Genomic DNA, 25,146 nt, shown 5'->3' with positions numbered 1-25,146 from the left:
AAGCGTTCTACGTTGCCTGCAGGCGGTTTTCGAGGAAGCGGCGTTCGGGCTCGGATTGGGTGAGGGTGAGGGCGCGTTCGTAGGAGGCGCGGGCTTCGGTGGTGCGGCCGAGGCGACGGCAGAGGTCGGCGCGGGCGGAGTGGGCGAGATAGTAGGTGGTGAGTTCGCCGCGGGCGAGGATGGCATCGATGAGGGAGAGGCCGGCTTCGGGGCCATCGCGCATGGCCACGGCGACGGCGCGGTTCAGTTCCACGACGGGTGATGGGGCGGCGCGCAACAGGACGGTGTAGAGAGCGACGATTTGCGGCCAGTCGGTGGCGGAGGCTTCGGTGGCTTCGGAATGCACGGCGGCGATGGCGGCCTGGAGTGTGTAGGGGCCGAATCGGCGCGAGGTCAGGGCGCGTTCCACGAGAGCAATGCCTTCGGTGATGTGGGCGCGATTCCATTGCGTGCGATCCTGATCTTCCAGAAGGATGAGTTCACCGGTGGGCGAAGTGCGGGCGGCGCGACGTGACTCCTGCAGGAGCATCAGCGCGAGGAGGCCTATGACCTCAGGTTCTGGGAGGAGTTCCAGCAGCAGGCGTCCGAGGCGGATGGCTTCGCCTGAGAGATCTGCGCGTGTGAGGGAGGCGCCGGATGAGGCGGCGTAGCCTTCGTTGAACACGAGATAGACGACCTGCAGTACGGTCTCGATGCGGCCTGGTAGTTCTTCTGCCTGCGGTATCTGGTAGGGAATGCGAGCCTCGCGGATCTTCCCTTTCGCCCGCACGATGCGCTGGGCCAATGTGGGAGCGGGGATGAGGAAGGCCCGGGCAATCTCTTCCGTGGTGAGCCCGCATACCTCGCGCAGAGTCAGGGCGACGCGTCCCTCGGGAGCGAGGGCGGGATGGCAGCAGGTGAAGATGAGGCGCAGGCGGTCGTCTTCCACACTCCCCTCCTCCGCGCTTCCGATGGCAGCGGATGGGTCGCCCGCATCCGCTTCGCGCGTGGCGGCGATTTTTTCCTGGGAGGCATCGAACCGGGCGCGGCGACGGAGAGCATCGATGGCCTTGAAGCGTCCCGTGGAGATGAGCCAGGCGCGAGGATTGGCCGGGATGCCGTGGCGTGCCCATTGATCCAGCGCCGTGGCGAACGCGTCATGCATGGCATCTTCCGCGAGGTCGAAGTCACCGAGGAGGCGGATGAGGGTGGCGAGGATGCGGGAGGATTCGGTGCGGTAGAGGGAGTCCAAGGTTCCCCGCACGTGTTCGATGGCGATGTCCGACATGAGCGGAAGGGTACTGGCCAGTTTGCCTGGAACACAATGCGAAATCTGTTGCAGGCATCAGCGGTCGTGACGATACCCGGTCCTACAGCGCCCTCACGGCGCAAGCGGCAACGCATAGCACGCGGCTTCGGTGCCGTTGCGCACGAGCAGCTTGTCGCCGACGACCACGGGGTGATTCCAGGTCTTGCCTTTGAGGGCCTGGAAAGAGGTGAGTTCCTTGTGAGCCGTGGGATCGGCTTGCAGCAACACCACGCGACCATCTTCCGCAGCGATCAGGATCTGGTCCGTGGTCTCCAGGAGCACCGCCTGCCCCTTGCCGTAGCGCCCATCCTTCCACGTGCGCTTGCCGGTCTCGAGATCAATGCAGCTGAACATGGAACCATCGATACCGTAGAGATGGCCCTTGTGCGCGATGAGTTCGGCGAAGTCGGTCTTCAGGTGCCTCGAGGTCCAGAGTTCTTCAGCCGTGAGTTGATCGTCTTTCTTGCTGACACGAATGGCGCGGGTTCCTTCCGACATCGGCGTGGGCAGCAGGATGACATCCTCGCCCACGACCGTCGGTTGCAAGGCGCGGTAGCCGTTGAACTTCCACTCGTAGTTCAGCCGCACTTTGCCGGTGGTGGGATCGAGCAGGAGCAGTCCATCATTCGTGAGCATGAGCAAGGTGTCTTCGCCGAGCACCTTGCTGAGTTGCGGTGAGCTGTACGACTCGGGACCACAAGCCACGGACCAGCGCGCTTCTCCCGTCGCGGCGTCGAATGCCATCACGCCTTTGTCCCCTGCCCCGCCCGCGTAGACGATGACCAGGGAGTTCACCACCAGGGGCGATGCCGAATAGCCCCACATGGGGAGCGGCTCGCGTCCGGAGAGTTTCTTGAAGTCCTGTTGCCAGACCACCTCGCCCGTGCCTGCCTTCAATCGCTGCAGCACGCCCGTGGCGCTTGCGGTGAATACAGCGCCATCGGCGAGCGTCGGTGTGGCGCGCGGGCCGGGGCCACCCATCGGTTCGTCGAACCGTGCTTCACGCTGGTGGGTCCAGACTTCGTTGCCCGTCGCGAGGTCGTAGCAGGCCACCACCTCGTGCGGGCCGCGTTGTTCATCGGCGAAAGCATACGGCCCCGCCACGGCAAAGGAGGACCAGCCTGCGCCCACGGGTTTTTTCCAGAGTAGCTTGGGTGGATTGGCCTTCCAGTCCGTCGCCAGCTTCGCCGCCTTCGCATGCCCCATGCGGTCCGCGCCGCGGAAGCCCGGCCACTCGGCGGTGGCCAGGGCGGCATCGATGGCCGCGGCGGCGCCGGGCGTCTTGGGTGCGTCCGCTTTGTTTTCGACCCACGAGCCTGCGCCCGGGGCCGAAGACCAGCGCGAATGGAAATCAAACACGTAGTCCCCCGTGATGCCAAGGCTCTGCAACAACAGCGTGAGCGACATCGCGAGTGCGGAACAGGCAAGCACGCCGGTGACGCGTTGCTTCGGCGGCCTGGAGCGGTAAAGAAGGGCGCCCACTCCGAGTCCGACCATGCCGAGCGGCACCGTCAGATACGTGCTGATCATGCCTCGCATGGAGGGATGACTCAGCAGGACGATGACCGCTCCAGCCACGAGGAATCCGAACAGTCCGATGAGCCTCTCGAACCATCTCGCACGACTCGCCGCCAGCCACCAGATCAGTATCAAGACGCTGCCCAGCAACGGGAAGAAGACCGGCACATACCAATACTGGCTGCTCGCCCCCTCGATGAACGGGGGCACGTAGCGGCACAGCACGATGACGACCACGAGGATCAGCGCCGGCCAGACGCGCAAAGGTTTGTAGTGCGCCTGAGGTGCTGAAGGGACCGAAGCTGGATTGGGCGTGGCATCTGAAGTCATCACCAGAAGGGGTTGGGGTTGCGGTGGGGGTGGCAGAGAGGCGGCCAAGTGGTTCTGAGCTGATCTCGTTCGGAAATGCGCCGGTCTCTATCTGAGCAAGGGCCCGTGCGCGGTCAAGAGGGGTCGGAGCTGGCAGGCCGAGCCGAAGTGCGGGTCGAACCGCTCCCGCCAGCCCATGACGCCGGTAGGGCGCTGCTGCGTCCTACCGACATCATCCTGCTCGGCACGGAGGCCCAAGTGGAGCTAGCCGCCAGGCGGCCCGGGAGCGGGTCGTCGGACGTCATGGGCACACGCGTGCACTGGTGCTTTCGTTGCGTGACTTCATCCGCCAGGCCCTGGACCTGGAACCCATCCCCACCGGATTGGAAATTCCCATGCAGGGACCGGCGAGGCCGGGTGGAGGTGGCAGCGGCAGATCAGAGGATCGTGAGCGCGGCAAGGGAAAGGAAGGTGGTGGCACCGGAGGCGGCGGCGCGATGGATCTAGGCTTGGGGATGGGCGGCATGGCTGGCCTGGGGCTCGGACATGGAACGGAAGAGCCAACGGATGAGATGGAGCCAACGAAGGGTGAGTAACCTCAATCATGGAATCTGGGAGAGCCTTTTCCCGTTTGGCCGCGACGAGAGGGCATCGGGATTTGGGTTGTCTTGCCAAGATTTGACGACTGTCCTATCCAGTTGTAATTGGTTGTGTAGCGAAAAATCCTGAACGATTGCTCTATGGCTGGTATCCTATTTTTCGATATTCGTAACTTTAGCAGCCACAGGCAATTTCTCGCCGACCATGCCAAGGCTGGCTTACTTACAAAGTTAATTCAATCACTTTTGAACAAGGCTTCTGAGCTGAGCGGAATTTGCAATCGGATTTGCAAACTCAAAAAAAAGCCATGGATGAATCATACGGGCGACGGATTTATCCTCATATTTGAGACTGACAGGGGCTCTTTGGCAGCCCTTCGTTTCGCAAGTGTATTCCGGCAATTCATAAAGCCATTGCTTGATGAGTATACCTCCAAGCTTGAACAACTATTCCCAACCCATCCCCTACAAGATATCGATTGGGGCATGGGACTCCACGACGGCGGCGCTATTTCATTTACTTACAAAGACGTCGATGAAAGCGAAAAAGTTGGATATATTGGCTCGGCTCTAAATTGGGCCAGTCGTGTTGAGGCTGCGACAAAAGATCACACCTTTCACATTATCTGCACGGAAAAAGTTCGAGTGCTATTTCTGAGAGCACTTGGTAGCGTGCAGTCGAATTCCGTTTCCAAGTATTTTTCAGCTTTGGGAAGACATAGGCTTCGTGGTTTATCAACCCCCATCGAGCTATACGGATGCAAACCTGGCATTCATCTGTTCATCGACAAGTTCATCGCAGACTCGAAATAGTGAAAATACTCAGATCAGAACGCGGAATCACTTCCACGAAATGCTGCAATTAGCCATGAGAATCAACGTCGACGCAGAAAAGCTTCACATCAACGACATCATCGAAGGCTTGAATAACTACAGGCACCTTTTGTGCGACCAAGACGACTCCTTCAATGTTGAGGTAGTTTCAATGCTTGCAGCTGTAAAAGCCTACGCAAGCATTCAGCGCGGAATATTGCCAATATTCTTTGGTTCAGAAACACTTAAAGAGTGCTGCCATTACGTAGCGTCAGCCATGGATCTGGTCCGATACATCAACAAGATTACAGACAAGAAGAAGCTCAAGAAGATCAAAGCTCACCTAAAGTTAGTTGGAACAGGTGGCTTTGGAATATACGCTACATATCAAAAGCTGCAGTTCAATTCAGCATTTGCATATGAACAGTTAACAAAGGAGAAGAATGACACTAAAATCAACAAGGAAGTGGAACGCGACGCAGCTAGGAAATCCATTGAGCTGATGCTAGCATTGGCAGCATTAAACAAATTCGACGACGTCATCTTGGAAGACCCTTTACATTCGAGCGACACCAACCCCAACCCTGATTTGATTGTCGTTGAAGGTGAAAATCGCTACGGCATAGCGTGCAAATCAATCAGTTCAACAAACAAGAGCAACTTCATTCAGCATGTTGAATATGCCATCAAACAACTGAGAAAGGCATTGGGGAAGAAAAGTATCGGTTCTGGCCTTGGAATAGTGTTTATTGATGTATCGGCACTTTTGAATCATGATAAACTTTTCATGCCCAACGAAAACTTTTACTGGGATAGCCATGCTGCCCCAGCAGTGATATTGAACGAAGTCAGTCAAGTGTTAAGCAATGTTCTTGGAAGTGGTGATGTACACAGTATCCTCGGTCCGCTTTTCAAGAAAGCTGACGTAGCACCATGTGTTGTAATTTACGCACATGGATTAATGATAGCTGGTGATGGCCAAGGAGAAGCCCCACGCTATTACAAACCCATGCGGGTGTTGACATGCGGAGACCACTCAAAGGTCGCGAAGTTTCTCACGAAGCTAAATGAGGCCAATCACTGTCAATAGAATCTGGATTGCTCTGCCCCCTGTCCGATTACAGGGGGGGTGTTCATTCCCGGTGAACATCGAAGAAATCACTACGACCACTTAATCACTCAACTTTGCAATGCACGGTCAACACACTCTTTCAAATATTCAATCCCCTGCTCAAAACCTGCGGGCAGCATAAAATCCCTCATCTGGCTATTGTGACCAAATATCGTTAAGAACGGCTCGAGGTTCTTCTCACGAATCCTGACCTCCACTCGACAACTCTTATCCCTCGACCGGTCTTGCTCCTGCAGGTGATATACCAGACTCAGGTCGTGCCAGCGAATCGTGTGAGGCATCAAACTCCCGGGCATTCCCCCGGCAATACCGACAATCGCCACTCCAGACTCGTCACAGTATGTTCGGAAAATTTGATCAAGCTCATTCCGGAATCGAAGGCGAGTTTGGGCGCAGGTAATTTCTTTTTCATCCATAAGCATTGAATAGTCGGGGGCAATTTCAGGAGTCGAAGGCACCTCCCCTGGCCGTTCTGGCGGAGCATCCGTAGGAAGAGGGGTTCCTGGCGGAAAAGGAAGAGTTTTCTGAGATGCATATCCCGTAAAGCTGAGAGGGCGAGAACGATGTCTCTTTGTAGGCAATGAGAATCGGTGACATAAGTCCTGATCCATCAAATGGACGTGGTTCTGAATATGGCGACATGCCCAAACGCCTGTCTGCGCATCAACTACGAGCTCATCCCCATTATAGGAAATGGGAACTACATCGGGAGGAAGATCGACCGGTTGAATTATACACGCTTGGCCGTTCTTTGAAGCAACCATCTTCTCCACCTCCCTTTCTTTGTCGTGACCTCCTTGATGAACGAGCTTATTTCGGAGAATAACAACGATGTCGCTCTCTGGACTCCAATAGGTCGCAATCCCATCTCGAATAGCTTCCCTCGCCCCCAACTGCCTATGGTTTCGCAGACGCTCTACTGTCTCAAGCAAGTTTTTTCCTTTTAGAAGCCTTTTTACATTCTCCCACTCCGCAGGAGCGGCATGGAGAATCTCTGCCAACATGGAATCGCAGTAAGTATTGAGAGTGTCGCCCGCATGACAGATCTGTTGCACACTCAAATACCTCTCCATCGCGCCAAATAGGCGCCAGTTGGGATGATGCTCATGCCCTCCCATAGATGGGTCATGAATCGACCCGCGGACCATCCAATTTATGAACCAAGACTCGCGGAGTCGCTCGATGGCTTGGATCGCATGAGGAGAGGGCATGTGGAAAAGCTGAAAGTCAATTGGTCAATGAAAGCAAACCCCAAGACAGACTATGTTAGAGTCAAACGCTGTATGTTTACAGCTTGGAACGTCTTCGGCGAGTCTCAAGCCTCAAATGATACTTGTGGAAATCTTCGTCATCTACTTCCTTATCAAGTTCCCCGAATCGGAATGCCCTGCCCTTACGACGAGGGCCAACTAGCCGCGCGAATTCACCCTGGAAGTTTAAGAAGGCCTGCCACTCTGCATCGCTGCGCTCCTGAGAATAACCTTGCTGCCAAGGCTTGCGTCCGTAGAGATCAAAAGCATCTGATCGACCGTCTTTGTACCCAATGTAAATTCCAGAATCGAAATCCATTGATCTCGGGTCTGGCATGCAAAGGTATCCCCCACCAAAGCGAGTCCATTCGGCGACCGAAATGTGGGCTTCTGGGTAGAGCCATTCTTCCCTCGAAGATGCGATGTATCGTTTCGCACGGCGTTTGATAATGTAGTTGATTTCTCGTACCTCTTGTTCGTCCATATGCCTTTCCACCTGAATGCCCATCACCTTAATGATAGTATTTCGAAAGTAAGTGGGATTCGGCCGGAAACGGGTTGCGGACTGGTATGGGTTTCGTGCCCAGGAAGTGTTGGTCAGAATGAGAACCTTTTCAGACGATAGCGGAAAGATTGTGTGGGTTCCATTCATGCGGATGTCCGGCTCGTTACAACCGCGGCAGTGCGGGGAAAGTGGTCGACATTCGCGATTGTAAGCGACCACGGGATGATCTGATAAGATGAACTTCGTAGGAGAACCGTGCGCGTCGGCTATTTGCCAGATACACTCAGCCCAAGTTGCGCAGAACATCTGCCGGAGTTCCATCATCTCCAAAAGCAGTAGCGTTCTATCATGGACATCTACTTGATCGCGAAGCCATCCCAATCCACGGGGCGTCCTCAGTTTCTGCGTGCTTAAGTACAGGAGGAGGTCGCTAAAAGCTATAGCTTGACCCTTAAATCCAGGCGCATATCCCTCAAGCGCATGTACAGCATCCCTTCCCTTGTCGTCAATTTCACCGAAGAAATTTTCCTCGATATCTGTCGATCGAAAAGGCCCAAGATTCATCGTGTATAAATCTCTTTCAAAGAAACACTTCTTCGGACCTTGACGCTTCAGTGCACGTTTGATGTGCGGCTTACCCCGGCCGTCTACAAATCGAGATGGAGCAAGGTCTAGATAAAAGAGCTCCTTATCTTTCGATGATGGATCTAGAAACCTCCTCTGATACCAAGCAGGCACATAGTGATTTCTGACGTAGTTGTGGCTCATTTACCTCGCCCTCTAATTTAGGGCAGGTTGAGATTCTACCTCTTTGCGCAGTTTTTCCACTAGCTTTCGTTGCCAGGGTACAGCACGCTGCACTTCAGGAAAGCGGCAGCAAGCTGCCGCAGTCCAAGGCGTTCGTCACCAGTTCCATTCGTAGACCTAAGGTAGACGGCGGTGAGATTGTTTCGCGTTAGGCGCGATGTTGGATCGTGGGACGTGCGGGGGTGACCGCGAAGGGACTCGCGGACTACTTCCTTAAGCAGCCGTGTACACCTCGGCACCTTGTTCGACAAACTCCTTCGACTTCTCCTCCATCCCCTTCTTCAGGGCTTCTTCTTCGGAGATGGCCTGCTCCGCGGCATACTTGCGCACATCCTCCGTTATCTTCATGCTGCAGAAGTGCGGGCCGCACATGGAGCAGAAGTGGGCGGTTTTGGCGCCGTCCTGAGGCAGGGTTTCGTCGTGGAACTCGCGGGCGGTGGTGGGGTCGAGGCCGAGGTTGAACTGGTCTTCCCAGCGGAATTCAAAGCGGGCTTTGCTCAGGGCGTTGTCGCGGTACTGGGCGCCGGGGTGGCCTTTGGCGAGGTCGGCGGCATGGGCGGCGATCTTGTAGGTGATGACGCCGTCCTTGACGTCCTTCTTGTTGGGGAGGCCGAGGTGTTCCTTGGGCGTGACGTAGCAGAGCATGGCGCAGCCGTACCAGCCAATCATGGCGGCGCCGATGCCGCTGGTGATGTGGTCGTAGCCGGGGGCGATGTCCGTGGTGAGGGGTCCGAGGGTGTAGAAGGGGGCCTCGTGGCACCACTCGAGCTGCTTGGCCATGTTTTCCTCGATCATGTGCATGGGGACGTGGCCGGGGCCTTCATTCATGACCTGGACGCCTTTGGCCCAGGCGCGCTTGGTGAGCTCGCCCTGGACTTCGAGTTCGCCGAACTGGGCCTTGTCATTGGCATCGGCGATGGAGCCGGGGCGGAGGCCGTCGCCGATGGAGAAGGAGACGTCGTAGGCGGCCATGATGTCGCAGATGTCATCCCAGTGGGTGTAGAGGAAGTTTTCCTTGTGATGGGCGAGGCACCACTTGGCCATGATGGAGCCGCCGCGGCTGACGATGCCGGTCATGCGGGAGGCGGTGAGGGGGACGAAGCGGAGGAGGACGCCGGCGTGGATGGTGAAGTAGTCGACGCCCTGCTCGGCCTGCTCGATGAGGGTGTCGCGGAAGATCTCCCAGGTGAGGTCCTCGGCCTTGCCATTGACCTTTTCGAGCGCCTGGTAGATGGGGACGGTGCCGATGGGGACGGGTGAGTTCCGCAGGATCCACTCGCGCGTGGCGTGGATGTTCTTCCCGGTGGAGAGGTCCATGACGGTATCGGCACCCCACTTGGTGGCCCAGCGCATCTTTTCGACTTCTTCCTCAATGCTGGAGGCGACGGCGGAGTTGCCGATGTTGGCATTGATCTTCACGAGGAAGTTCCGCCCGATGATCATGGGCTCGAGCTCGGGGTGATTGATATTGGCCGGGATGATGGCGCGGCCGCTGGCCACCTCGCTGCGGACGAATTCTGGTGTTATCTCGGTGGGGATGCGCTGGGGGAAGCGGCGGAAGACAGACGGGGAGTAGGGAGACTCGGAGACGCGGGGATCGGAGCTGCCAGCGTGCTGCTTGGTGAGGTCGTTGCGGAGGATGTCCTGGCTGAGGTCGGCGATTTTGGCGCGGCCCATGTTTTCGCGGATGGCGATGTACTCCATCTCGGGGGTGATGATGCCCTGCTGGGCGTACCAGAGCTGGGTGACGGGGTGGCCCTTGCTGGCGCGGAGGGGCTTGCGGCGCTCGCCTTCGAGACCGGGGAATTCGATGAGGCGGTTGCGCTCAGCCTTGCTGGCGAATTCGGCGTGTTTTCCGGAGAGGTAGCCGTTGTCCTGGGGCTTCACCTCGCGGCCGTCGTACTCTTCCACGTCGCCGCGCTTGGTGATCCACTCGCTGCGCAGGGCGGGCAGGCCCTCATCCGAGGAGCCGGTGAAGGCGGGGTCGCCCCAGGGGCCGGAGCAGTCATAGACGCGGACGGGGGCGTTCTCGGAGACGGTGCCATTGTAGGCCTTGGTCGGGGAGACGGTGATTTCGCGCATGGGGACGCGGATGTCCGGGTGGAGCTGGCCTTCGACGTAGACGCGGGTGCTGGCGGGGAGTTGCTCGCTGCTGTGCGGTTCGAAGGAGTCAGGGGAGGCGATCATTGAATGGTCGATAGTTGAGAGTTGATGGTTGATAGCCTGAGCCGGGTGAGCTGGCGGGGAAGTTCGCGATGGGTGAGCGATTGCTGAGCGGTGGTTGAGCAGTTGTTTGGAATGCGGGGGCTCAGGGCTATCAAAAGGTGTTGGAAATGAAAAAGCCATGCGCGGTGGGGCGGCATGGCTGTGATGCGGTGTTGGATGAGATTCCCCGGAAGGCTCGGCTTTGCTCCCTGCGGCGGCATTACCCGCATCAGGTCCAAAGGGTTCCCCGCGGTGTGCGGAATCTCAGCCAGCCTGCGCCAGCGCCCCTGCGATGTGCTGGGAGTGTGGGGGATCTGGGGCGGGAAGTCAAGAGCGGGGGCAGGTCGATGGTTTAAGGTTGATAGTTGATAGCCTGAGACCGCTCGGGATACGCTGGCTGAGACGGCAGGAAGCCATGTAGCCAGCCGAGATGAAACGCGTGTGCCAGCAAGCTCCCTTGCTGCTTGCAATGCCGCCAGCCCGCAGACCTGCAACCGCCTCCCCTCAAGCTATCAACCATCAACCACAGACCATCAACCCTACCGCAGCCTTCCGCAAATTTCGCTTGCCTGTGCCTCGCTACGGTTCAGGGATGATGATTCCCGTCCATGCCCGAATCCTCACCCCAGCTCTCCGTCGTTGTGCCGCTCTACAATGAGGAGGAAAACGTACCCGACATGCAGAGCCAGCTCACGGCCGCGCTCGCGGGGCATGACTTTGAACTCATCTTCGTGGACGACGGCAGCTCGGATGCGACTGCGGCGAAGGTGCAGAAGGATGCGCGCGTGAGACTGCTGCGTTTCCCGAAGAACTCGGGACAGAGCGCGGCGATGTATGCGGGCATCATGGCGGCGAAGGGCGAGATCATCGCGATGCTGGATGGCGACCTGCAGAATGATCCGGCGGACATTCCTTCGCTGGTGAAAAAGCTGGATGAGGGATTCGACTTTGTGTGCGGCTACCGGAAGAAGCGGAAGGACACGGCCTTCAAGCGCGTGCAGAGCCGCATCGCGAATGCGGTGCGCAGCCGGTTCATCGGCGATGGCGTGCGGGACACGGGCTGCTCGCTGAAGGCGATGCGCAAGGAGTGCCGCAGTGCGCTGCTGCCCTTCAACGGGATGCATCGGTTCATTCCCGCGCTGATCCGGCATTCAGGGTTTCGAATCACGGAGGTGCCGGTGAATCATCGCCCGCGCATCCATGGCGTGAGCAAGTACACCTTCTGGAGCCGCGCACTGCGGGCGACGAAGGATATGTTTGGCGTGAGCTGGCTGCTGAGCCGGCGGGTCAGGGTGGAGTTTAACGAGGAGAAGTAGGTGGTGGAGTGGAGCGCTGGGAGATGGCGGCGGTCTTGAGGAATGGCCGCAAAAGAACGCAGAGAACGCAGAGGTTTGAGGGAGGGAGGCGGTTGGTGCGGGACGCGAGGTGGTGTGGTGAGGCTGAGTTTTGGTCAGGCTGGAAAGCCTAACGACCGCTGTCAGGCCGGAAGGCCTAACCTCCATCCTCATTCTCCGCTGCTTGGCTGCTCTGCGTTGAACTGAAACGCCGGAGATCGCGCGAAGAATCTCACAAACCGCGTTAAATTCTTTCGCATTCGCTGACTGTCTTCTTGTTGTGTGCCATGGGATTGCATATCTTTCTTGACTCCCTGCGCGCATTCATCATGCTCGCACGCCAACGACACCACACATGAGTCTTCGCGAACAGTTGCGCGACATCCTCCCACAGATACTTCCCGCCAGCCCGGTGGAGGCGATCAAGGGCACTGAACTCATTCGCCTGGTGCGGCACAAGCTGCCGGATGACTACAGCGACGCGACACTGCGCTACCATTTCTCCATCCTCTCCTACGATCCGTCCTCGCCCATTGCGAAGGTGGATCAGGGCCAGGGCTACTACCTGCGGCTGAACAAGAGCGAATCGCGGAATGAAGCGATGCATCTGGGCATCTTCGGCGCGGACGCGTCGCCGGTGGACCTGGCTACGCTGCGCTATGCGCGCTTCCGCAGTGTGGTGGAGCGGCACTGCGTGCACGGCGGTCGCTACCCCTTCGCCCTCATGCAGACGCCCGGCGGCCACTGGGAACTGCCAGACATGGTGATCACGGACTGGGATTTCGAGGCGGACAACGATGACGCTCCCCGGCTGGATGAGACCATGCTGAATCTGAAACGCCACCTCGGCGTCTCCACGGTGGAACTCACCGCGGCGCAGTTGAAGCTCAGCATCACGCTGGACTCGTGCAATGAGGATTTCTTCAAGACGCTGAGCGCCACCCGCTGGGCGAACCAGGGTGAAATCCTCATCGCGGAGCGCGTGAGTGACGAGGCGCTGGTGGAGACGCTGCGCACCCTGGGCCACCAGCATGGCATTGGCATCACCAGCCTCGGTCTCGACCTTGACCTGCTGGATGAGCTCCCCCTGCCGGATGACATCCGGAAGATGAGCGCGGCGGAATTCGAATCCCTCCAGACCCTGCTGAAGCCCCAGCGCATTTCGATTGGGACGCACCGGTCGCATCTGGACTGGCAGCACCTTTCCACGCTGAAGAAAAAGCACGATTCCCTCTCCCGCATGCTGCGCTGGCTGAATGAATGCCTGGAGAACCGCAAGCCCGTGTGGCCTGCGCGCGAGCGGGAGGAGGCCTGAGCGAAGCCTCAGTGCGCGTGGTCGTGATCCCCGCCGTGGCAGCTGAAGCTGCGATAGGTAACCAATAGCGTGGCCGGCTTGGCCACATCCAGGAAGGAGACGAGCGCCGGACCGGCTATCAGGAAACGACCGCCGTTGGCCTGGTGTTTGATCATCACGGGCACGTCGAAGAGCGCATTCGCATAGCCACGCACCACACGCATGCAGGGGATCTTGTCACTGGCCTGGGGAGTTTGATCGCCGAAGCCGGTATCGTAGTGCAGCGTGACAATCTCAATGACCTCGCCCTCGGCCACACGCACCTCCGTGGAGGCGGAGGGATAGACCAGGGTGACATAGTCTTCAGCCCGGGCGGAGCTGGCGAAGATGAAAAAGCCTGTCGCAAGAAGGGACAGGCACAGCAGGAAGGAACGGCGGGAGGAGCGAGGTTGTGAAGCAGGTTGCGCTTTCATGCCGCCATGGACGGAGGTGCCTCGGGGTTTATTCGACGGAAAGTGGATGAGCATAAAATGAGCGGCATTCAACCCTCCGGCCCTGTTGGGCGCTCCGCATTCGTCATTGCCGGGATTCAGGCGCTCCCTATCGTGACCTCGCATGCCCCTTCGTCATTTCATCACCACCTGTGTGTGCACCTTCTCGCTGCTGGCTGCTATCAGGCACGTGGCAGCACAGAACACGGACCCCTTCCCCACCCCTCCCAGCAAGAAGGGCCTGCAGGTGCAGATGGTGGATGATGCGCTGGCGCTCGGCATCCATCACGCCGCGGTGAATGTGAGTCTCGGCGCCATGTTTCACGCATCGAAGTCTGGCGATTTGAAGATCGATGAGAACTATCTCGCAAGCCTCGACAAGCAGGTGAAGCCAATAAGCGACGCCGGCGTGGTGGTGTATCTCATCCTGCTAGCCTATCCTACCGGTGATGCTGAGAAGGACGCCCTGCTGCTGCATCCAGCGCGAAGGCAGGATGGCAAGTTCAACATTGCTGCGTTCAACACAGCGAAAGCAGAGGGACCCTATTGGTACCGCAAACTCATCGCCCAACTCGCCGACCGCTTCAGCGGTGCTCATCCAGAGCACGGTCGCGTGTGGGGATACATCGTGGGAAACGAGGTGAACTCCCACTGGATGTGGTACAACCTGGGCAATGCTCCCATGGCCAAGGTGGCCAGCGAGTATGAGAAGGCGGTGCGCGCCACGCATGAGGAAGTGCGCAAGCATTCCGCCCACGCTCGTGTGTACCTGTCCTTCGATCATCACTGGAATGCTTCCATGCCCGGCATCAGTGCGGAGGAGGCATGCAAGGGTCGAGACCTGCTGGATACATTTGCGAAACTCGCTCGCGAACGCGGAGACTTCGAATGGCATGTGGCGCATCATCCCTATCCCGATGATCTCGGCAATCCACGCACATGGCTGGACAAAGCTGCCCTCCCAAATGCGGACAGTCCGCACATCACCTTCAAGAACCTGGAAGTGGCGTGCGAGTACATGAAACGACCGGAACTCCTCTGGCAGGGGAAACCGCGCCGCATCATCCTGAGTGAGCAGGGCATCCACTGTCTGGCGACGCCGGATGGCGGCGAACTGCAGGCGGCGGGCTATGCCTACGCGTGGGAGAAGACGACACGGCAGGATGGCATCGATGCGCTCATCTGGCATCGCCATGTGGACCATGCCCATGAAGGCGGCCTGCGCCTCGGGCTGTGGGAGAATCAGGCGGGCAGCATCGCGACACCGGGGAAGAAGCGCGAGATCTACGGGCTTTTCTTGAAAGCGGGTACTCCGGAGTGGACTGAAGCGGCGAGGAAGTATCTGTCGATCGTTGGGCTGAAGTCGTGGGATGAGTTGAAGTGAAGCAATGCGACCTTGACGGCTCTACGTTTTCGGACATCAGGTGAGCCACTATGGGCCTCGACTCTGTTGAACTGGTGATGGCTTGGGAAGAGGAGTTCGGGATTGATATTCCTGATGAAGCGGCAGCGCACATGTTCACACCCGCGGACGCCATCGATTGGGTCTGCAAGCAGGTGAACGCATCCGAGGATCGTGATCCCTGCTTTTCGATGGTGGAGTTTCATCGTGTTCGCGAGCACCACTTCACAAAGCTTGGCGTTCCCCGACGAGAAGTGAAGCTGCAAAGTGTCTTGTCACGAGGGTGGTTTACCCGCCACACTGTGCGTGACGAGGTCAAACACCGCGTTGAGATTCGCACCAAAGCCTTGATGAAGCGGCGCAAATACGTTCCGCAGTGGAACCGTAGTGAGGTACGGGAAGTTGTGCGCTGGATCATTCGTGAGCAACTGGGCGTCGACGAGTTCTCTGACAAGGATGAATTTGTGAGAGACCTGGGTTTGGGTTGAGGAGGCTAGGCGTCCCGTCTGACAATGGGCGTTGAACCTCCGGTCTGACTGAAAGGAGTGAGAATGCGCCGACATGCAAACAGCCACCTTGCACCGATGAATCCGGATTTACCCCAAAGGAAGCAAGGTCGCAAAGAACGCTGAGGCTGGGAGGGTAAGCCGCCAGTGTGGGAAGGACAACTCTGTGCTGACCGCGCGGATGGGGTGAGTGTATCTCTGGCGCAAGGCAGCAAAGAGCTTTTCGGTCAGGCCGGAGGCCTAACGCCCACTGTCAGGCGGGACGCCTAACCTCCTTGTGCTACGCCCGCTCACTGGTCTGGAAGTCCGGATACGCATTGACCGCGTGCTCAGCGAAGTCCAGGCCATCGATCTGCTCTTCTTCACTCGCACGCAGGCCCACGGTGAGGTCGATGAACTTAAAGACCGCGAACCCGGCAACGAAGCCAAAGACGGCAATGGACACCGTGCCAAGGGCCTGGACGCCGAGGCGTCCGATATCGAAGCCCTTCTCATCAAACAACGCCACCGACACGGTGCCCCACAATCCATTCGCGAGATGCACGGGCACGGCACCCGCCACGTCGTCCAGGCGCAAGCGCTCCAGCAAGATGGTGGCGCCGGTGGTCAGCAGCCCAGCGACCGTACCTACAATGATGGCCGAACCGGGCGAGATATTCGCGCAGCACGCCGTAATGCCCACGGCGCCACCAAGCGATCCATTGATGGCGATGCCGACATCCGGTTTCCCTTGGGCGAACCACATGGCCACCATCGCGAAGATCGCGCCTGCACATGGCGAGATGAGTGTGTTCACCGCGATGCGTCCCATGGAAGGATTTGCCGCCAGTGTGGATCCTGCATTGAAACCGAACCATCCGAACCACAGCAGCATGGCGCCAAGTGCCATGAGCGGGATGTTGTGACCGGCAATGAGACGTGGCGTACCATCCTTGGCAAAACGTCCCACCCGCGGCCCCACCACAATGATGCCCGCCAATGCACACGCACCACCACAGGCATGCACCACGGAGGAACCGGCGAAGTCTACGAAGCCCATCGCCTCCAGCCAGCCCTTGTCGCCAGCCATACCCCATGCCGCACCTGCACCGGACCAGGCCCAATGTCCCGTGATGGGATAGATGATGATCATGAAGAGACCCGCATAGATCAGGTAGCCCAGATACTTGGTACGCTCCGCCATGGCTCCGGAAACAATGGTACAAGAAACCGTGGCAAAACCCACCTGGAAGAACCAGAAGATCCACACCTTGTGGTCACCGGCAAAGTCCGGAAGCCAGGTACGATCCAGTCCGATGAAACCCATCCACGAACTGCCAAACTGCAGCGTGAAGCCAATCACCAGATAGATGATGGAGCCGATGCAGAAGTCGAGGTAGTTCTTCATCAGCACGTTGATGGAGTTCTTCGCGCGACACACGCCGAGTTCCAGCATGGCAAAACCCGCCTGCATGTTGAATACCAGGATGCCACCCAACAGGATCCACACATAGGACGCATTGTCCTGCACGAGCTGGATGAGATCCGGCGTCACTGATGAAGCGGTCGCAGGTGGAGACACGCTCGCAGCGGACCCAGTTGTGGCTGGAGCCGTGGCAACGTCATCCGCCGCCATCTTCCCGGCCATACTCTCCAAAATCCTGCTTACCTGATCCAGCCGCTTCTCCACATCCTGCATGCCTGCGGATGATGGCGTCTGTGGTTCCGCGATGATGATACGGTAGTTTGATGGCACCGGTGCGGATGCCGGTGCAGTTTCATCTGCGGGAGTAGATTGGGCAGGCGCTTGCAGGCACAAGCTGAAACTGAGTAAGCCCACTAAAGTGGCTAGAATGGATGGGGCGCGGAGGATCATGGTGGTTGTCGGAAAGGGATCAGAGTTTTGCTTCGGCAAGCGCGTGGTCGAGTTCGCTGAGAAGGGCATCGCGCTTCGACTTGTTGGGCACCTGCTCCAGCACGGCCCTTGCGAGTACCTTGGCATCGGCAGGACTGATCTTGGAAACATCATTCCCATGTTTCGCTTCACTCATGCGGTTGATGAGTCGAACTGCCTGCGCATTGCCCATCACCTTGCCGAGAATGGACTCAAGGATTGCCGTCACCTTCGGCCATGCTTCATGCACAGGCTCCGCCATCAACGCCTTCTCGCGCACCGGCTCTTCCGCGGCGAATGCCACAGGCACCACCACGGGATCTGACTCTGGCTTCGCGACTGGCTTGGGCTTCTCCGGCTCCTTCTCCAGCTTCGCAGTAGGGGCAGCGGCATCGAGCTGCGCCGCATAATCCATGAGAAAGGCCCCAGCTGCGAGGGAGGCCTTATCCAGATCCGCCTGCGGCGTGAGCATCAGCGCGAGTTGGATCTGCTCTTTCATCACAATAAGGAGCGTGCCCGAGTCAAAGAGCATCAGGACCTGGCGCACACGGCGCTTCACCTGCCCATAGCCTGCAGCCATCTGCATCACATGAGCTCCCAATTCATTGGTGCGCACATCCGCAAAGGGCATGTGGTTGGCGAGTTGATTGCCACTCTTCATCAAGAGAAGGCCCACCACTCCCGTGATTCGGTAGAGGTGAAGCGTGGCGGCGCTGAGTTCGGCGGAGTCTGGAGAAGACATGCAGTGACGCGCTGAAATCAGTCGCGATGCTCCTCCCGAAGAGTTTGAATCAATTCACTCAAGGAACGGCGCTTCATGCTGATGAAACCATTCACCGCCGGACTCCCACCCATCGCTGGCGCGTAGTAGATGGCTGTCTGCGACTGCGCATCCTCCACGATCGCCAGCTCCATGCTCTGCATACCCAGGCTGGTGCCAATCAGTTGTGCGAAATAGTCGACGAACCGGACCTCCCCGAGAAAGCGTTGCTGCTCATCGGGATTGCCCGTACCGCGGACACTCTGGTCCGCAGTCACCTGAAACAAAGGCACACGCTGTGATTCTATTGAAGTCATGAAAACAATGGTCGCTGCATCTGCACTAAGCAGTCGCGATGCCAGATTTGCTTCATTGTCTCTGAACTTTTGTTTGTTGTTGCAAAACAGGGTGCGGGAAAAACCAGCTCATCCAAAAACGTTCATCTCAAATGCATCGAAGGAGATTTCTACAATCGGCACTGGGACTGGGCGCGGCGACCACTTGGGGAGTGGCAGGCGGAGAGTCCGAGGCTGCACTCTCTACACGTCATGCATTCTCTCTCACGGAGAGTACTGTCTCCCTCCGCAGTGCCGGCCTCGCTGGGCCTGTGCGCATCACCATGCTGTCCGATACTCATCTCGGCCTCCGGGATGCACGCGAGGAACCCTTCAGCCAGTACAGCAAGCGCATGGCCGGAGCGTACGTGAAGACACGCCATGCGAAGTCCGGTCAGCCGACCACACCTCAGGACTCTTTCATGGAAGGCATCGCCTCGGCGAAGAAGAGCAAAGCGGATCTTCTCGCCCTGCCGGGAGATCTCTTCAGCTTTCCCTCCGAGGCAAATGTGGAGTGGGCTTCGCAAAAGCTCCTCGAATCCGGACTCACGTGGCTCTACACGTCAGGCAATCATGACTGGCACTACGAGGGCATGGAAGGCTCCAGCCAGGAACTCCGTGACGCATGGATCCAGAAACGGTTGCTGCCACTCTATGGAGGTGCCAATCCGCTCATCTCATCCCGCGACATCAAGGGGCTGCGCGTCATCGTGCTCGATAACTCAACCTATGAGATCCTGCCGGAGCAGTTGAACGAATTTCGCCGACTGCTCCAAGGAGGCATGCCCTCGCTCCTTTTCATTCACATTCCGCTGTATGCACCCGGGAGACCCATGGGCTTCGGCTGTGGTCATCCGGACTGGGGTGCCAGGTCGGATAAGAACTTCGCCATCGAGCGACGTCCAAAGTGGCGTGAAACCGGACACACGCAGACGACCTTCGACTTTCATCGTGAAGTCCTCGCGGCCACCAATCTTCTCGCAGTCTTTGCTGGTCACACCCACCAGCCTTCGCTCGATCTCCTGAATGGCATTCCGCAAGTGGTCACCGATGACAATGCCAGCGGAGGTCGGCTGGAAATTGAGGTCCTGCCGCTCACATGACGTGGGCAAAAAAGAACGCGCACGGTCTCCCGTGCGCGCTCTGAAGTCGTTTCTGGCTCTTCTGCTCAAGTCCGTGCCAAGCCCAGCTTAGTGCTGGTTGCAGAACTCTTCGAAGCGGTCCATGCCGGAATTGATGATGTCCAGGCTGGTCGCGTAGCTGAAGCGGACGGTGTATTCCGCACCGAAGGCCACGCCGGGCACCACGGCCACCTTTTGCTTGCTCAGCAGCTTCTCCGCGAAGTTCACGGACTTGATGCCGATGGGCTCGATGTTCACCAGGAAGTAGAAAGCGCCAAGGGGCTCCACCACGCGGATGTTCTTGATGTTCTGCAGGCGGCTCAGCATGTACTGGCGGCGCATGTCGAACTCTTCACGCATGTCCGCCACGATCTGCTGATCACCGTTCAGCGCGGCGATAGCGCCGAACTGGGCGAAGGTGGTCGGGTTGGACGTGGTGTGACTCTGGATGGTGTCGATGGCGGTCGCGATTGCCTTCGGAGCGGCGGTGTAACCGAGGCGCCATCCGGTCATGGCATAAGCCTTGGAGAAGCCGTTGATGGTGATCGTGAGATCGTGCACCTCCTTGCTCAGGGACGCGATGCTCACGTGCTCCTGGCCGGCGTACACCAGCTTCTCGTAGATTTCGTCGGAAAGGATGAGGATGTCTTCACCCAGCGCGATTTCGGCGATGGCTTCCATCTCCGCGCGGCTGTACACCGAACCCGTCGGGTTGCCGGGCGAGTTCAGGATGATCATCTTGGTGAGGGGCGACATCGCGCCTTCGAACTCATCGGGGGTGATCTTCCAGCCGTTCTCGGCCTTGGTCTCCACGATCACGGGCACGCCACCGGCGAGACGGACCATCTCAGGATAGCTCGTCCAGTACGGAGCGGGGATGATGACCTCGTCCCCCGGATTCACGACAGCGAGAATGGCGTTGTAGCAGGAGTGCTTCGCGCCGCAGTTCACGCTGATCTGGGAGGGCTCGTAGGAAATGTTGTTGTCCACGCTCAGCTTCGTGGCGATGGACTCGCGCAGCTCCAGAAGACCGGCGCTCTCGGTGTAGCGGGTCTGGCCGTCATGGAGCGCCTGAATGGCTGCCTCCGTGATGTGCGCCGGGGTATTGAAGTCAGGCTCACCCGCGCCGAAGCTCAGCACGTCCACGCCCTGCTTTTTCAGCGCCTTCGCCTGGCTGGTGATGGAAAGAGTCAGGGACGGCGACAGTTCTGCGACGTTTTTGGCAATGAAGTCCATTGTGAGGGGCGGGGATAAATGATTGGAGGGAGGGGCAAAAAGGAGAGCTTTGGGCCTTTGTCAACGATTGTGAAAGGAAAGCGGGCCCATGCCGCAACGGGATCGGCTGCCCCATCTTGCGCGGTTGTCGCCCTAAACCGTTTCCTGCGTAGAGGATTCAGGCCGAAATCATCCCAGCCGTCCCTGCGCTGTGACCCACTTCCCGCGGGTGACAATTTCTTCGAAGACGAATCCTGCTTTCCGCCCCGCATTGAGGCAGCTCTCCGCTTGGGTCTTCAAAATGCCGGAGATCAGGAGGGTGCCGCTCTTCTTGATGGCACGGGCCATCTTGGGGAAGGCCTCCTCCAGCACATCGTGGAAGAGATTGGCCGCCACGCAGTCCCATTTCTCCTTGGGCCTCCACTTGAGGACGTCCGCCACCTCCAGCGTTACTTTCTTAGTGCGGTTCCGCTTCAGGTTCTGCAGCGCCACCTTGATGGCCAGCTCGTCGAAATCACAGCCCCACGCCCTCGCCGCGCCGAGGCGTTCTGCGGCAATCGCCAGCACGCCACTGCCTGTGCCCAGATCCAGCATGGTCCAGGGAGTCCCCTCCCGCTCCTCCGCGATGTCCACCAGCATGCGCAGCACCGTGGAGGTGGTCTCATGGTGGCCGGTGCCAAAGGCCATGTCCGCAGGAATGCTGATGACATGACGCAGGGGATGCTCCTTCCTCAGCGCGGAAAGCTTGGACTGGGCCTTGTCCCCCACGATGATCAGGCGGTCGCGAACTTTAACAGGAGGCGGAATCTCAGCGGACATTGCGGCCCAATTGCGGGCCTTCACCGGGCGCACCACGCCGCCAAAATGGCTCTGAATGTCCTGCGCCTCCTTCTTCTTCTCACAATACATCTCCACGCGCACCGTGTGGCGCCCCGGGATGCGGGTGATGACAAACCGCGGATCTCCCGCGAAACGCTCTTCCCAGGCATCCACCCACGTACTTCCCGAAAGCTTGGACCAGACAAACATGCGGCGATGCTAGCGTGCCCACGACCGGATGGCAGCGAAAAAATGCGTCGCTTTTTCTTAACCTCTCATCCCGGGGCAGGCATCCTTAAAGTGAGCGCTCAGTTTTTTGCTTCGGGCAATGCGGCTTCTGCGGGAACCATTTCGTGCAGCCACGCCGGGATCGGTGGGCGCTCTCCGCCTTTGGAGAAGCGCTCACGCCAAGCCTCATCCGTGAGTGTGGTGGCCGCCTCCACCTCGTGATAGGGCATCACGATGCCACGACACAACACATCCTTACCCTCCCATGGATAGAGCACATACAGATGACGCGGCCTGCCGATGCCCACGTGCTGCATCATCGCCCGCTTGGGCTGCGAGGAAATGAAGGCGATGCGCGGGGCATCATCATGAGGGTGGAAAAGAGCCTGTCCCCGGTAGAGCATGATTCGGGAGAGACGCCGTCCGGTGTGCGAGATGAAACTATTCTCATCCTGGGTGAATGTCCGACCGCTGAGTTGTTTATCCGCCATCGCTGAAAGGCGGAGACAAAGAACCTCAAGCTCGTGCCACAGCACGTCTGTGCGAATGCGCTCCTCTTGAAGAATGCCCCACAACTCACTGCCCGGTCTCGCTTCTTGCTGAACTCTCGCTGCCAGCTTCTCCAGTTCATCCGCCAGTCTGAGCACATCCTCGCGACTGGGATTCTGGAGCTTGTCGTGATCCATCGGCACTCTGTAAGTTCCTAGCTGCTTGGACAAGACCCACGTAGCCTCGGAGATTTCTTGTTCGCCCGCCTTCTCCGCAACGCGGGCTCGCTCCGACTTTACCGTCTCCCTCATCTCTTCCACCACGGCAGCCACAGGATCCCCCACGGCCTCGGCATCGGAGGCAAGGCGTCCCATGTGGCCAGCGCACTGGCTCAGCCGCATGAAAAACTCCGGCAGCGGTTCAATAAATCCTTGTGGCGACGCCGTGCCTTTCAGCACGTGCACTTGAGGCTTTGATTGCAACATCCAGGCATGCCGTGCTTGGGCCCAACTTGCCGCGATGGTTTGCATCGCCTTCGTCTGCCAGGCGAGGCTGCGCATGAAGGCAGGCGCGCGCTCGTCCACCTCCGCCGCCCAGCGCAGCGTGCCGCGATACTCCAGCTCCGAAGACCATACTTGGAAGGGACGCTTCCACCAGGGCTCCTGCTGTGCGTCAGCGTCTCCGTAGTCGCGCCTGAGGGTCGGCCGGCCCGCGATCAGTTGGGCCCACGCGTCAGGACCACACTGCTGCCGGTACAGCTCTTCCGCCTTGGGCACTCCAAGCCACGCATTGAAGGCCAGGCCAGGGGAGATGGAGGACTGGGACGGAGATTGAACGGCGGCCGCCGTATACATGGCGATATCTTCAGGAAGCCTGTAAGTACTCAAGGCCCGGAACTCAAGGTCATCCTGCCCAGGCGCGACTTCACGCACTCTATCCGAAAAGGGAGACGGACTAAGAGCCATCTGTCCAGCATCCGCCCGCACGACATCCAAACCGGACTTGAAGAAGCTGTCATCCACCCTTGCCTTTTCACGGCCATAGGAAACCAGCCGGGTCTCGTCTAGATCCAGGTGGTCCCGGACGCCCCCCAAAGCCGTGAAGAGAATGGTGCGCGTGGTCAAGACACCTCCAAAGTAGTGCTGCCGAATGGTACCCAGCATGTGAAAGGCGAGATGCTCTTCCGGAAAGTCGGCGCGAAAGGGAACCAACTGCAACCAGCGCACAGCCCTGAAGTACCTGCTCAATGTCCCCTTGTCCGCATAGAACCCGACAGGACGGAAGAGTGCATACTCAAAAGCCACAAATGAAGGCTCAGGCTTCCCCAGCAACGCAGGCTTGTGCCTTCCCTCAGCCTTGAGGATGAGAGCGACCTCGTCGTCGATGCTTTTCTTCAACTCTGGGGAAGCCCCGTCAATGTCGCCGCCAAAGAGCCTGAGCGCTACACCGATGGTGAACATGGCTCTGCGTTTCGATTGGGCAATCAAAGCGTCATCCCCACTGTAGCGAGATTCAATACTGCCCAGGTCCTTCCACACCGTGTCGCAAAAACTCCTGAGGCCTCCGGCCTGCACCTCCTCCTGCTGACGCAGTGACTCTTCGAAAAGGACGTGGTAGGCATTGAGCACCGCATCGCTGGTCACAAAGAAAGGAACGTTCCCACCAAGATAAGCCCTGAAGGACTGGCGCTCCTCCACGCCGGTCACGAGAAATTTATCCTTCTCCAGCCGGCTCAACTGGTCATCAGTCAAGCCAGCACGCTTCGCGGCTTCCTGCCAGTTTTTGGGAGGCTCGGGGTATCCATCACTTGCCAGGCACACAGAGATGCCAGCCCACGCAGCGAACAACGACAGCAGTGCCCGGAAAAACATGGCGCAGGCTAATCCTTTCATTCCGTGAATGTCACGCCTCAATTCCGAGTCACCCGCAAGGTGAAGAAAAACTCACCCTTGACCACGGGGCATCAAACCGGTATACCGGTTTTGTGGTCCGGAATACACCTCGCAACCGTCCCAAGAAATCCGCCCGTCGTGCGCCGCTGAAGAAGCCACGTGCGACATCCGTGGCGACTGGTCCTTCCAACCTCGCCCAGCGTGCCTATGAGCACCTGCAGACCCAGCTCTGGAGTGGGAAGCTGGCGGCGGGCGAGAAGATCTCCGAAGCGGGACTGGCCAAGGGATTGGGCATGAGCCGCACACCGGTGCGGGAGGCCATCCGCCGGATGGAGTCGGAAGGGGTGGTCACCCAGCGCGCCTCCAGTGGCACCTATGTCGCCATGCCTGAGCGGGCTGAGATCGTGGAAGCTTATGAGGTGCGCATGGCCATCGAATCCTTTGCCGTGCGGAAAGCTGCACGCCGCATGAAGCCAGCGCAGATTCTCGAGTTGCAGAAGCGCTGTGACGACATGCGTGAAGCCATCCGTGACTTTCGTGCCTCAGGTGAAGCGCTCATGACCGGCACTCCGCTGAAGCGGTATCTCAATGCGGACCTCGCCTTTCACCTGCTGCTCATCAAGGCGGCGGAGAACCGTCGTGCACTCACCATTTTCGGCGATGTGAATCTCCGCAGTGCCATCTTCGGCTGCCGCAGCCACGAGCGTGATCTGCATCACGTGGCGTGGGTGTGGCTGCAGCATGCGCGCGTGGCCCGCTCCATTCGCCAGCGCAATGCCGCCGCCGCACAGCAACATCTGGAGGCGCATATGCAGACCAGCATGGAAGACGCCCTGGCTTCCCATGATGCACGCCGTGGCAAGCAGCCAATGAAGGGTGGGCCTCCCCCACCCCTTACGGAAGCCATGTCGGAACTCATCGCCGAACTCCGCGAGCCCGCGCACTGAACGGCGTCACGTCT

At 58.6% G+C, this 25,146-nt stretch carries 21 protein-coding genes and 1 riboswitch; of the genes, 9 read left to right on the top strand and 12 right to left on the bottom strand.

The window, feature by feature from the left end:
• Nucleotides 1-7: 7 nt before the first annotated feature.
• Both DES53_RS06535 and DES53_RS06530 read right to left on the bottom strand, forming a co-directional pair.
• On the bottom strand, nt 8-1,267 hold the full coding sequence (locus DES53_RS06535) for an RNA polymerase sigma factor (protein ID WP_113957433.1): 1,260 nt from the start codon (nt 1,265-1,267) through the stop codon (nt 8-10).
• Between the two features lie 93 nt (nt 1,268-1,360).
• A complete protein-coding gene (locus DES53_RS06530) occupies nt 1,361-3,136 on the bottom strand; it encodes a PQQ-binding-like beta-propeller repeat protein (RefSeq protein ID WP_113957432.1) in 1,776 nt (591 codons plus the stop codon).
• Nucleotides 3,137-3,438: 302 nt separating this feature from the next.
• Here DES53_RS06530 and DES53_RS06525 point away from each other — a divergent pair, with 302 nt between their 5' ends.
• The 3 genes from DES53_RS06525 (at nt 3,439) to DES53_RS06515 (ending at nt 5,617) form a co-directional block, all read left to right on the top strand.
• Nucleotides 3,439-3,711, top strand: a complete 273-nt coding sequence (locus DES53_RS06525) for a hypothetical protein (RefSeq protein ID WP_170156904.1) — start codon at nt 3,439-3,441, stop codon at nt 3,709-3,711.
• A 144-nt stretch (nt 3,712-3,855) separates the two neighbouring features.
• Complete coding sequence (locus DES53_RS06520) at nt 3,856-4,527, top strand: nucleotidyl cyclase domain-containing protein (protein ID WP_113957430.1); 672 nt, start codon at nt 3,856-3,858, stop codon at nt 4,525-4,527.
• Between the two features lie 55 nt (nt 4,528-4,582).
• Nucleotides 4,583-5,617, top strand: a complete 1,035-nt coding sequence (locus DES53_RS06515; protein WP_147263253.1) for a hypothetical protein — start codon at nt 4,583-4,585, stop codon at nt 5,615-5,617.
• Between the two features lie 89 nt (nt 5,618-5,706).
• On the opposite strand, the gene DES53_RS06510 is transcribed toward DES53_RS06515, so the two are convergent.
• From DES53_RS06510 to thiC, 3 genes are all read right to left on the bottom strand, one after another.
• On the bottom strand, nt 5,707-6,870 hold the full coding sequence (locus DES53_RS06510) for a hypothetical protein (RefSeq protein ID WP_113957428.1): 1,164 nt from the start codon (nt 6,868-6,870) through the stop codon (nt 5,707-5,709).
• Nucleotides 6,871-6,946: 76 nt separating this feature from the next.
• On the bottom strand, nt 6,947-8,182 hold the full coding sequence (locus tag DES53_RS06505) for a DUF4238 domain-containing protein (protein WP_113957427.1): 1,236 nt from the start codon (nt 8,180-8,182) through the stop codon (nt 6,947-6,949).
• 252 nt (nt 8,183-8,434) lie between these two features.
• Complete coding sequence (thiC, locus tag DES53_RS06500) at nt 8,435-10,408, bottom strand: phosphomethylpyrimidine synthase ThiC (RefSeq protein WP_113957426.1); 1,974 nt, start codon at nt 10,406-10,408, stop codon at nt 8,435-8,437.
• A gap of 207 nt (nt 10,409-10,615) precedes the next feature.
• Nucleotides 10,616-10,725, bottom strand: a riboswitch (TPP riboswitch).
• A 309-nt stretch (nt 10,726-11,034) separates the two neighbouring features.
• On the opposite strand from thiC, the gene DES53_RS06495 reads away from it, so the two are divergent.
• Together DES53_RS06495 and DES53_RS06490 are read left to right on the top strand one after the other, a co-directional pair.
• On the top strand, nt 11,035-11,742 hold the full coding sequence (locus DES53_RS06495) for a glycosyltransferase family 2 protein (protein WP_113957425.1): 708 nt from the start codon (nt 11,035-11,037) through the stop codon (nt 11,740-11,742).
• 373 nt (nt 11,743-12,115) lie between these two features.
• Nucleotides 12,116-13,075, top strand: a complete 960-nt coding sequence (locus DES53_RS06490) for a hypothetical protein (protein ID WP_113957424.1) — start codon at nt 12,116-12,118, stop codon at nt 13,073-13,075.
• Between the two features lie 8 nt (nt 13,076-13,083).
• Here DES53_RS06490 and DES53_RS06485 read toward each other — a convergent pair whose 3' ends face one another.
• A complete protein-coding gene (locus DES53_RS06485; RefSeq protein ID WP_147263252.1) occupies nt 13,084-13,527 on the bottom strand; it encodes a hypothetical protein in 444 nt (147 codons plus the stop codon).
• 142 nt (nt 13,528-13,669) lie between these two features.
• Here DES53_RS06485 and DES53_RS06480 point away from each other — a divergent pair, with 142 nt between their 5' ends.
• The gene (locus DES53_RS06480; protein WP_113957422.1) at nt 13,670-14,929 is read left to right on the top strand and encodes a DUF5722 domain-containing protein; all 1,260 of its coding nucleotides are present in this window, start codon (nt 13,670-13,672) and stop codon (nt 14,927-14,929) included.
• A gap of 50 nt (nt 14,930-14,979) precedes the next feature.
• Nucleotides 14,980-15,435, top strand: a complete 456-nt coding sequence (locus tag DES53_RS34010; RefSeq protein ID WP_113957421.1) for an acyl carrier protein — start codon at nt 14,980-14,982, stop codon at nt 15,433-15,435.
• 298 nt (nt 15,436-15,733) lie between these two features.
• Here DES53_RS34010 and DES53_RS06470 read toward each other — a convergent pair whose 3' ends face one another.
• The 3 genes from DES53_RS06470 to DES53_RS06460 are packed head-to-tail and all read right to left on the bottom strand — an operon-like array spanning nt 15,734 to nt 18,403.
• Nucleotides 15,734-17,308 (bottom strand): ammonium transporter, encoded by a 1,575-nt coding sequence (locus tag DES53_RS06470; protein ID WP_211325463.1) that lies wholly within the window; start codon nt 17,306-17,308, stop codon nt 15,734-15,736.
• 19 nt (nt 17,309-17,327) lie between these two features.
• The gene (locus DES53_RS06465) at nt 17,328-18,068 is read right to left on the bottom strand and encodes a hypothetical protein (protein ID WP_113957420.1); all 741 of its coding nucleotides are present in this window, start codon (nt 18,066-18,068) and stop codon (nt 17,328-17,330) included.
• A gap of 17 nt (nt 18,069-18,085) precedes the next feature.
• Complete coding sequence (locus tag DES53_RS06460) at nt 18,086-18,403, bottom strand: hypothetical protein (RefSeq protein ID WP_147263251.1); 318 nt, start codon at nt 18,401-18,403, stop codon at nt 18,086-18,088.
• 302 nt (nt 18,404-18,705) lie between these two features.
• Here DES53_RS06460 and DES53_RS06455 point away from each other — a divergent pair, with 302 nt between their 5' ends.
• The gene (locus tag DES53_RS06455; RefSeq protein ID WP_170156903.1) at nt 18,706-19,524 is read left to right on the top strand and encodes a metallophosphoesterase family protein; all 819 of its coding nucleotides are present in this window, start codon (nt 18,706-18,708) and stop codon (nt 19,522-19,524) included.
• An 87-nt stretch (nt 19,525-19,611) separates the two neighbouring features.
• On the opposite strand, the gene DES53_RS06450 is transcribed toward DES53_RS06455, so the two are convergent.
• The 3 genes from DES53_RS06450 to DES53_RS06440 all read right to left on the bottom strand — a co-directional run bounded on the left by DES53_RS06450 (nt 19,612) and on the right by DES53_RS06440 (nt 24,185).
• Nucleotides 19,612-20,778: a pyridoxal phosphate-dependent aminotransferase gene (locus DES53_RS06450; RefSeq protein WP_113957417.1), complete on the bottom strand. Its 1,167-nt coding sequence runs from the start codon at nt 20,776-20,778 to the stop codon at nt 19,612-19,614.
• 168 nt (nt 20,779-20,946) lie between these two features.
• Nucleotides 20,947-21,786, bottom strand: coding sequence for a 50S ribosomal protein L11 methyltransferase (locus tag DES53_RS06445; protein ID WP_113957416.1), 840 nt, complete (start codon nt 21,784-21,786; stop codon nt 20,947-20,949).
• A gap of 98 nt (nt 21,787-21,884) precedes the next feature.
• The gene (locus DES53_RS06440; protein WP_113957415.1) at nt 21,885-24,185 is read right to left on the bottom strand and encodes a DUF3160 domain-containing protein; all 2,301 of its coding nucleotides are present in this window, start codon (nt 24,183-24,185) and stop codon (nt 21,885-21,887) included.
• Between the two features lie 92 nt (nt 24,186-24,277).
• On the opposite strand from DES53_RS06440, the gene DES53_RS06435 reads away from it, so the two are divergent.
• The gene (locus tag DES53_RS06435) at nt 24,278-25,132 is read left to right on the top strand and encodes a GntR family transcriptional regulator (protein ID WP_147263250.1); all 855 of its coding nucleotides are present in this window, start codon (nt 24,278-24,280) and stop codon (nt 25,130-25,132) included.
• Nucleotides 25,133-25,146 lie beyond the last annotated feature (14 nt).

The organism is Roseimicrobium gellanilyticum (assembly GCF_003315205.1).
Classification (GTDB): domain Bacteria; phylum Verrucomicrobiota; class Verrucomicrobiia; order Verrucomicrobiales; family Verrucomicrobiaceae; genus Roseimicrobium; species Roseimicrobium gellanilyticum.
Note: the sequence above shows the minus strand (reverse complement) of the source record. Positions and strands in the feature narration are given on the sequence as shown.

Coding starts and splice junctions, on each gene's coding strand:
- DES53_RS06480 (WP_113957422.1), top strand. CDS start 13,670: ATGCCCCTTCGTCATTTCATCACCACCTGTGTGTGCACCTTCTCGCTG.
- DES53_RS06465 (WP_113957420.1), bottom strand. CDS start 18,068: ATGTCTTCTCCAGACTCCGCCGAACTCAGCGCCGCCACGCTTCACCTC.
- DES53_RS06455 (WP_170156903.1), top strand. CDS start 18,706: ATGCTGTCCGATACTCATCTCGGCCTCCGGGATGCACGCGAGGAACCC.
- DES53_RS06450 (WP_113957417.1), bottom strand. CDS start 20,778: ATGGACTTCATTGCCAAAAACGTCGCAGAACTGTCGCCGTCCCTGACT.
- DES53_RS06495 (WP_113957425.1), top strand. CDS start 11,035: ATGCCCGAATCCTCACCCCAGCTCTCCGTCGTTGTGCCGCTCTACAAT.
- thiC (WP_113957426.1), bottom strand. CDS start 10,408: ATGATCGCCTCCCCTGACTCCTTCGAACCGCACAGCAGCGAGCAACTC.
- DES53_RS06470 (WP_211325463.1), bottom strand. CDS start 17,308: ATGATCCTCCGCGCCCCATCCATTCTAGCCACTTTAGTGGGCTTACTC.
- DES53_RS06530 (WP_113957432.1), bottom strand. CDS start 3,136: ATGACTTCAGATGCCACGCCCAATCCAGCTTCGGTCCCTTCAGCACCT.
- DES53_RS06515 (WP_147263253.1), top strand. CDS start 4,583: ATGAGAATCAACGTCGACGCAGAAAAGCTTCACATCAACGACATCATC.
- DES53_RS06535 (WP_113957433.1), bottom strand. CDS start 1,267: ATGTCGGACATCGCCATCGAACACGTGCGGGGAACCTTGGACTCCCTC.
- DES53_RS34010 (WP_113957421.1), top strand. CDS start 14,980: ATGGGCCTCGACTCTGTTGAACTGGTGATGGCTTGGGAAGAGGAGTTC.
- DES53_RS06490 (WP_113957424.1), top strand. CDS start 12,116: ATGAGTCTTCGCGAACAGTTGCGCGACATCCTCCCACAGATACTTCCC.
- DES53_RS06460 (WP_147263251.1), bottom strand. CDS start 18,403: ATGACTTCAATAGAATCACAGCGTGTGCCTTTGTTTCAGGTGACTGCG.
- DES53_RS06510 (WP_113957428.1), bottom strand. CDS start 6,870: ATGCCCTCTCCTCATGCGATCCAAGCCATCGAGCGACTCCGCGAGTCT.
- DES53_RS06440 (WP_113957415.1), bottom strand. CDS start 24,185: ATGAAAGGATTAGCCTGCGCCATGTTTTTCCGGGCACTGCTGTCGTTG.
- DES53_RS06505 (WP_113957427.1), bottom strand. CDS start 8,182: ATGAGCCACAACTACGTCAGAAATCACTATGTGCCTGCTTGGTATCAG.
- DES53_RS06520 (WP_113957430.1), top strand. CDS start 3,856: ATGGCTGGTATCCTATTTTTCGATATTCGTAACTTTAGCAGCCACAGG.
- DES53_RS06485 (WP_147263252.1), bottom strand. CDS start 13,527: ATGAAAGCGCAACCTGCTTCACAACCTCGCTCCTCCCGCCGTTCCTTC.
- DES53_RS06445 (WP_113957416.1), bottom strand. CDS start 21,786: ATGTTTGTCTGGTCCAAGCTTTCGGGAAGTACGTGGGTGGATGCCTGG.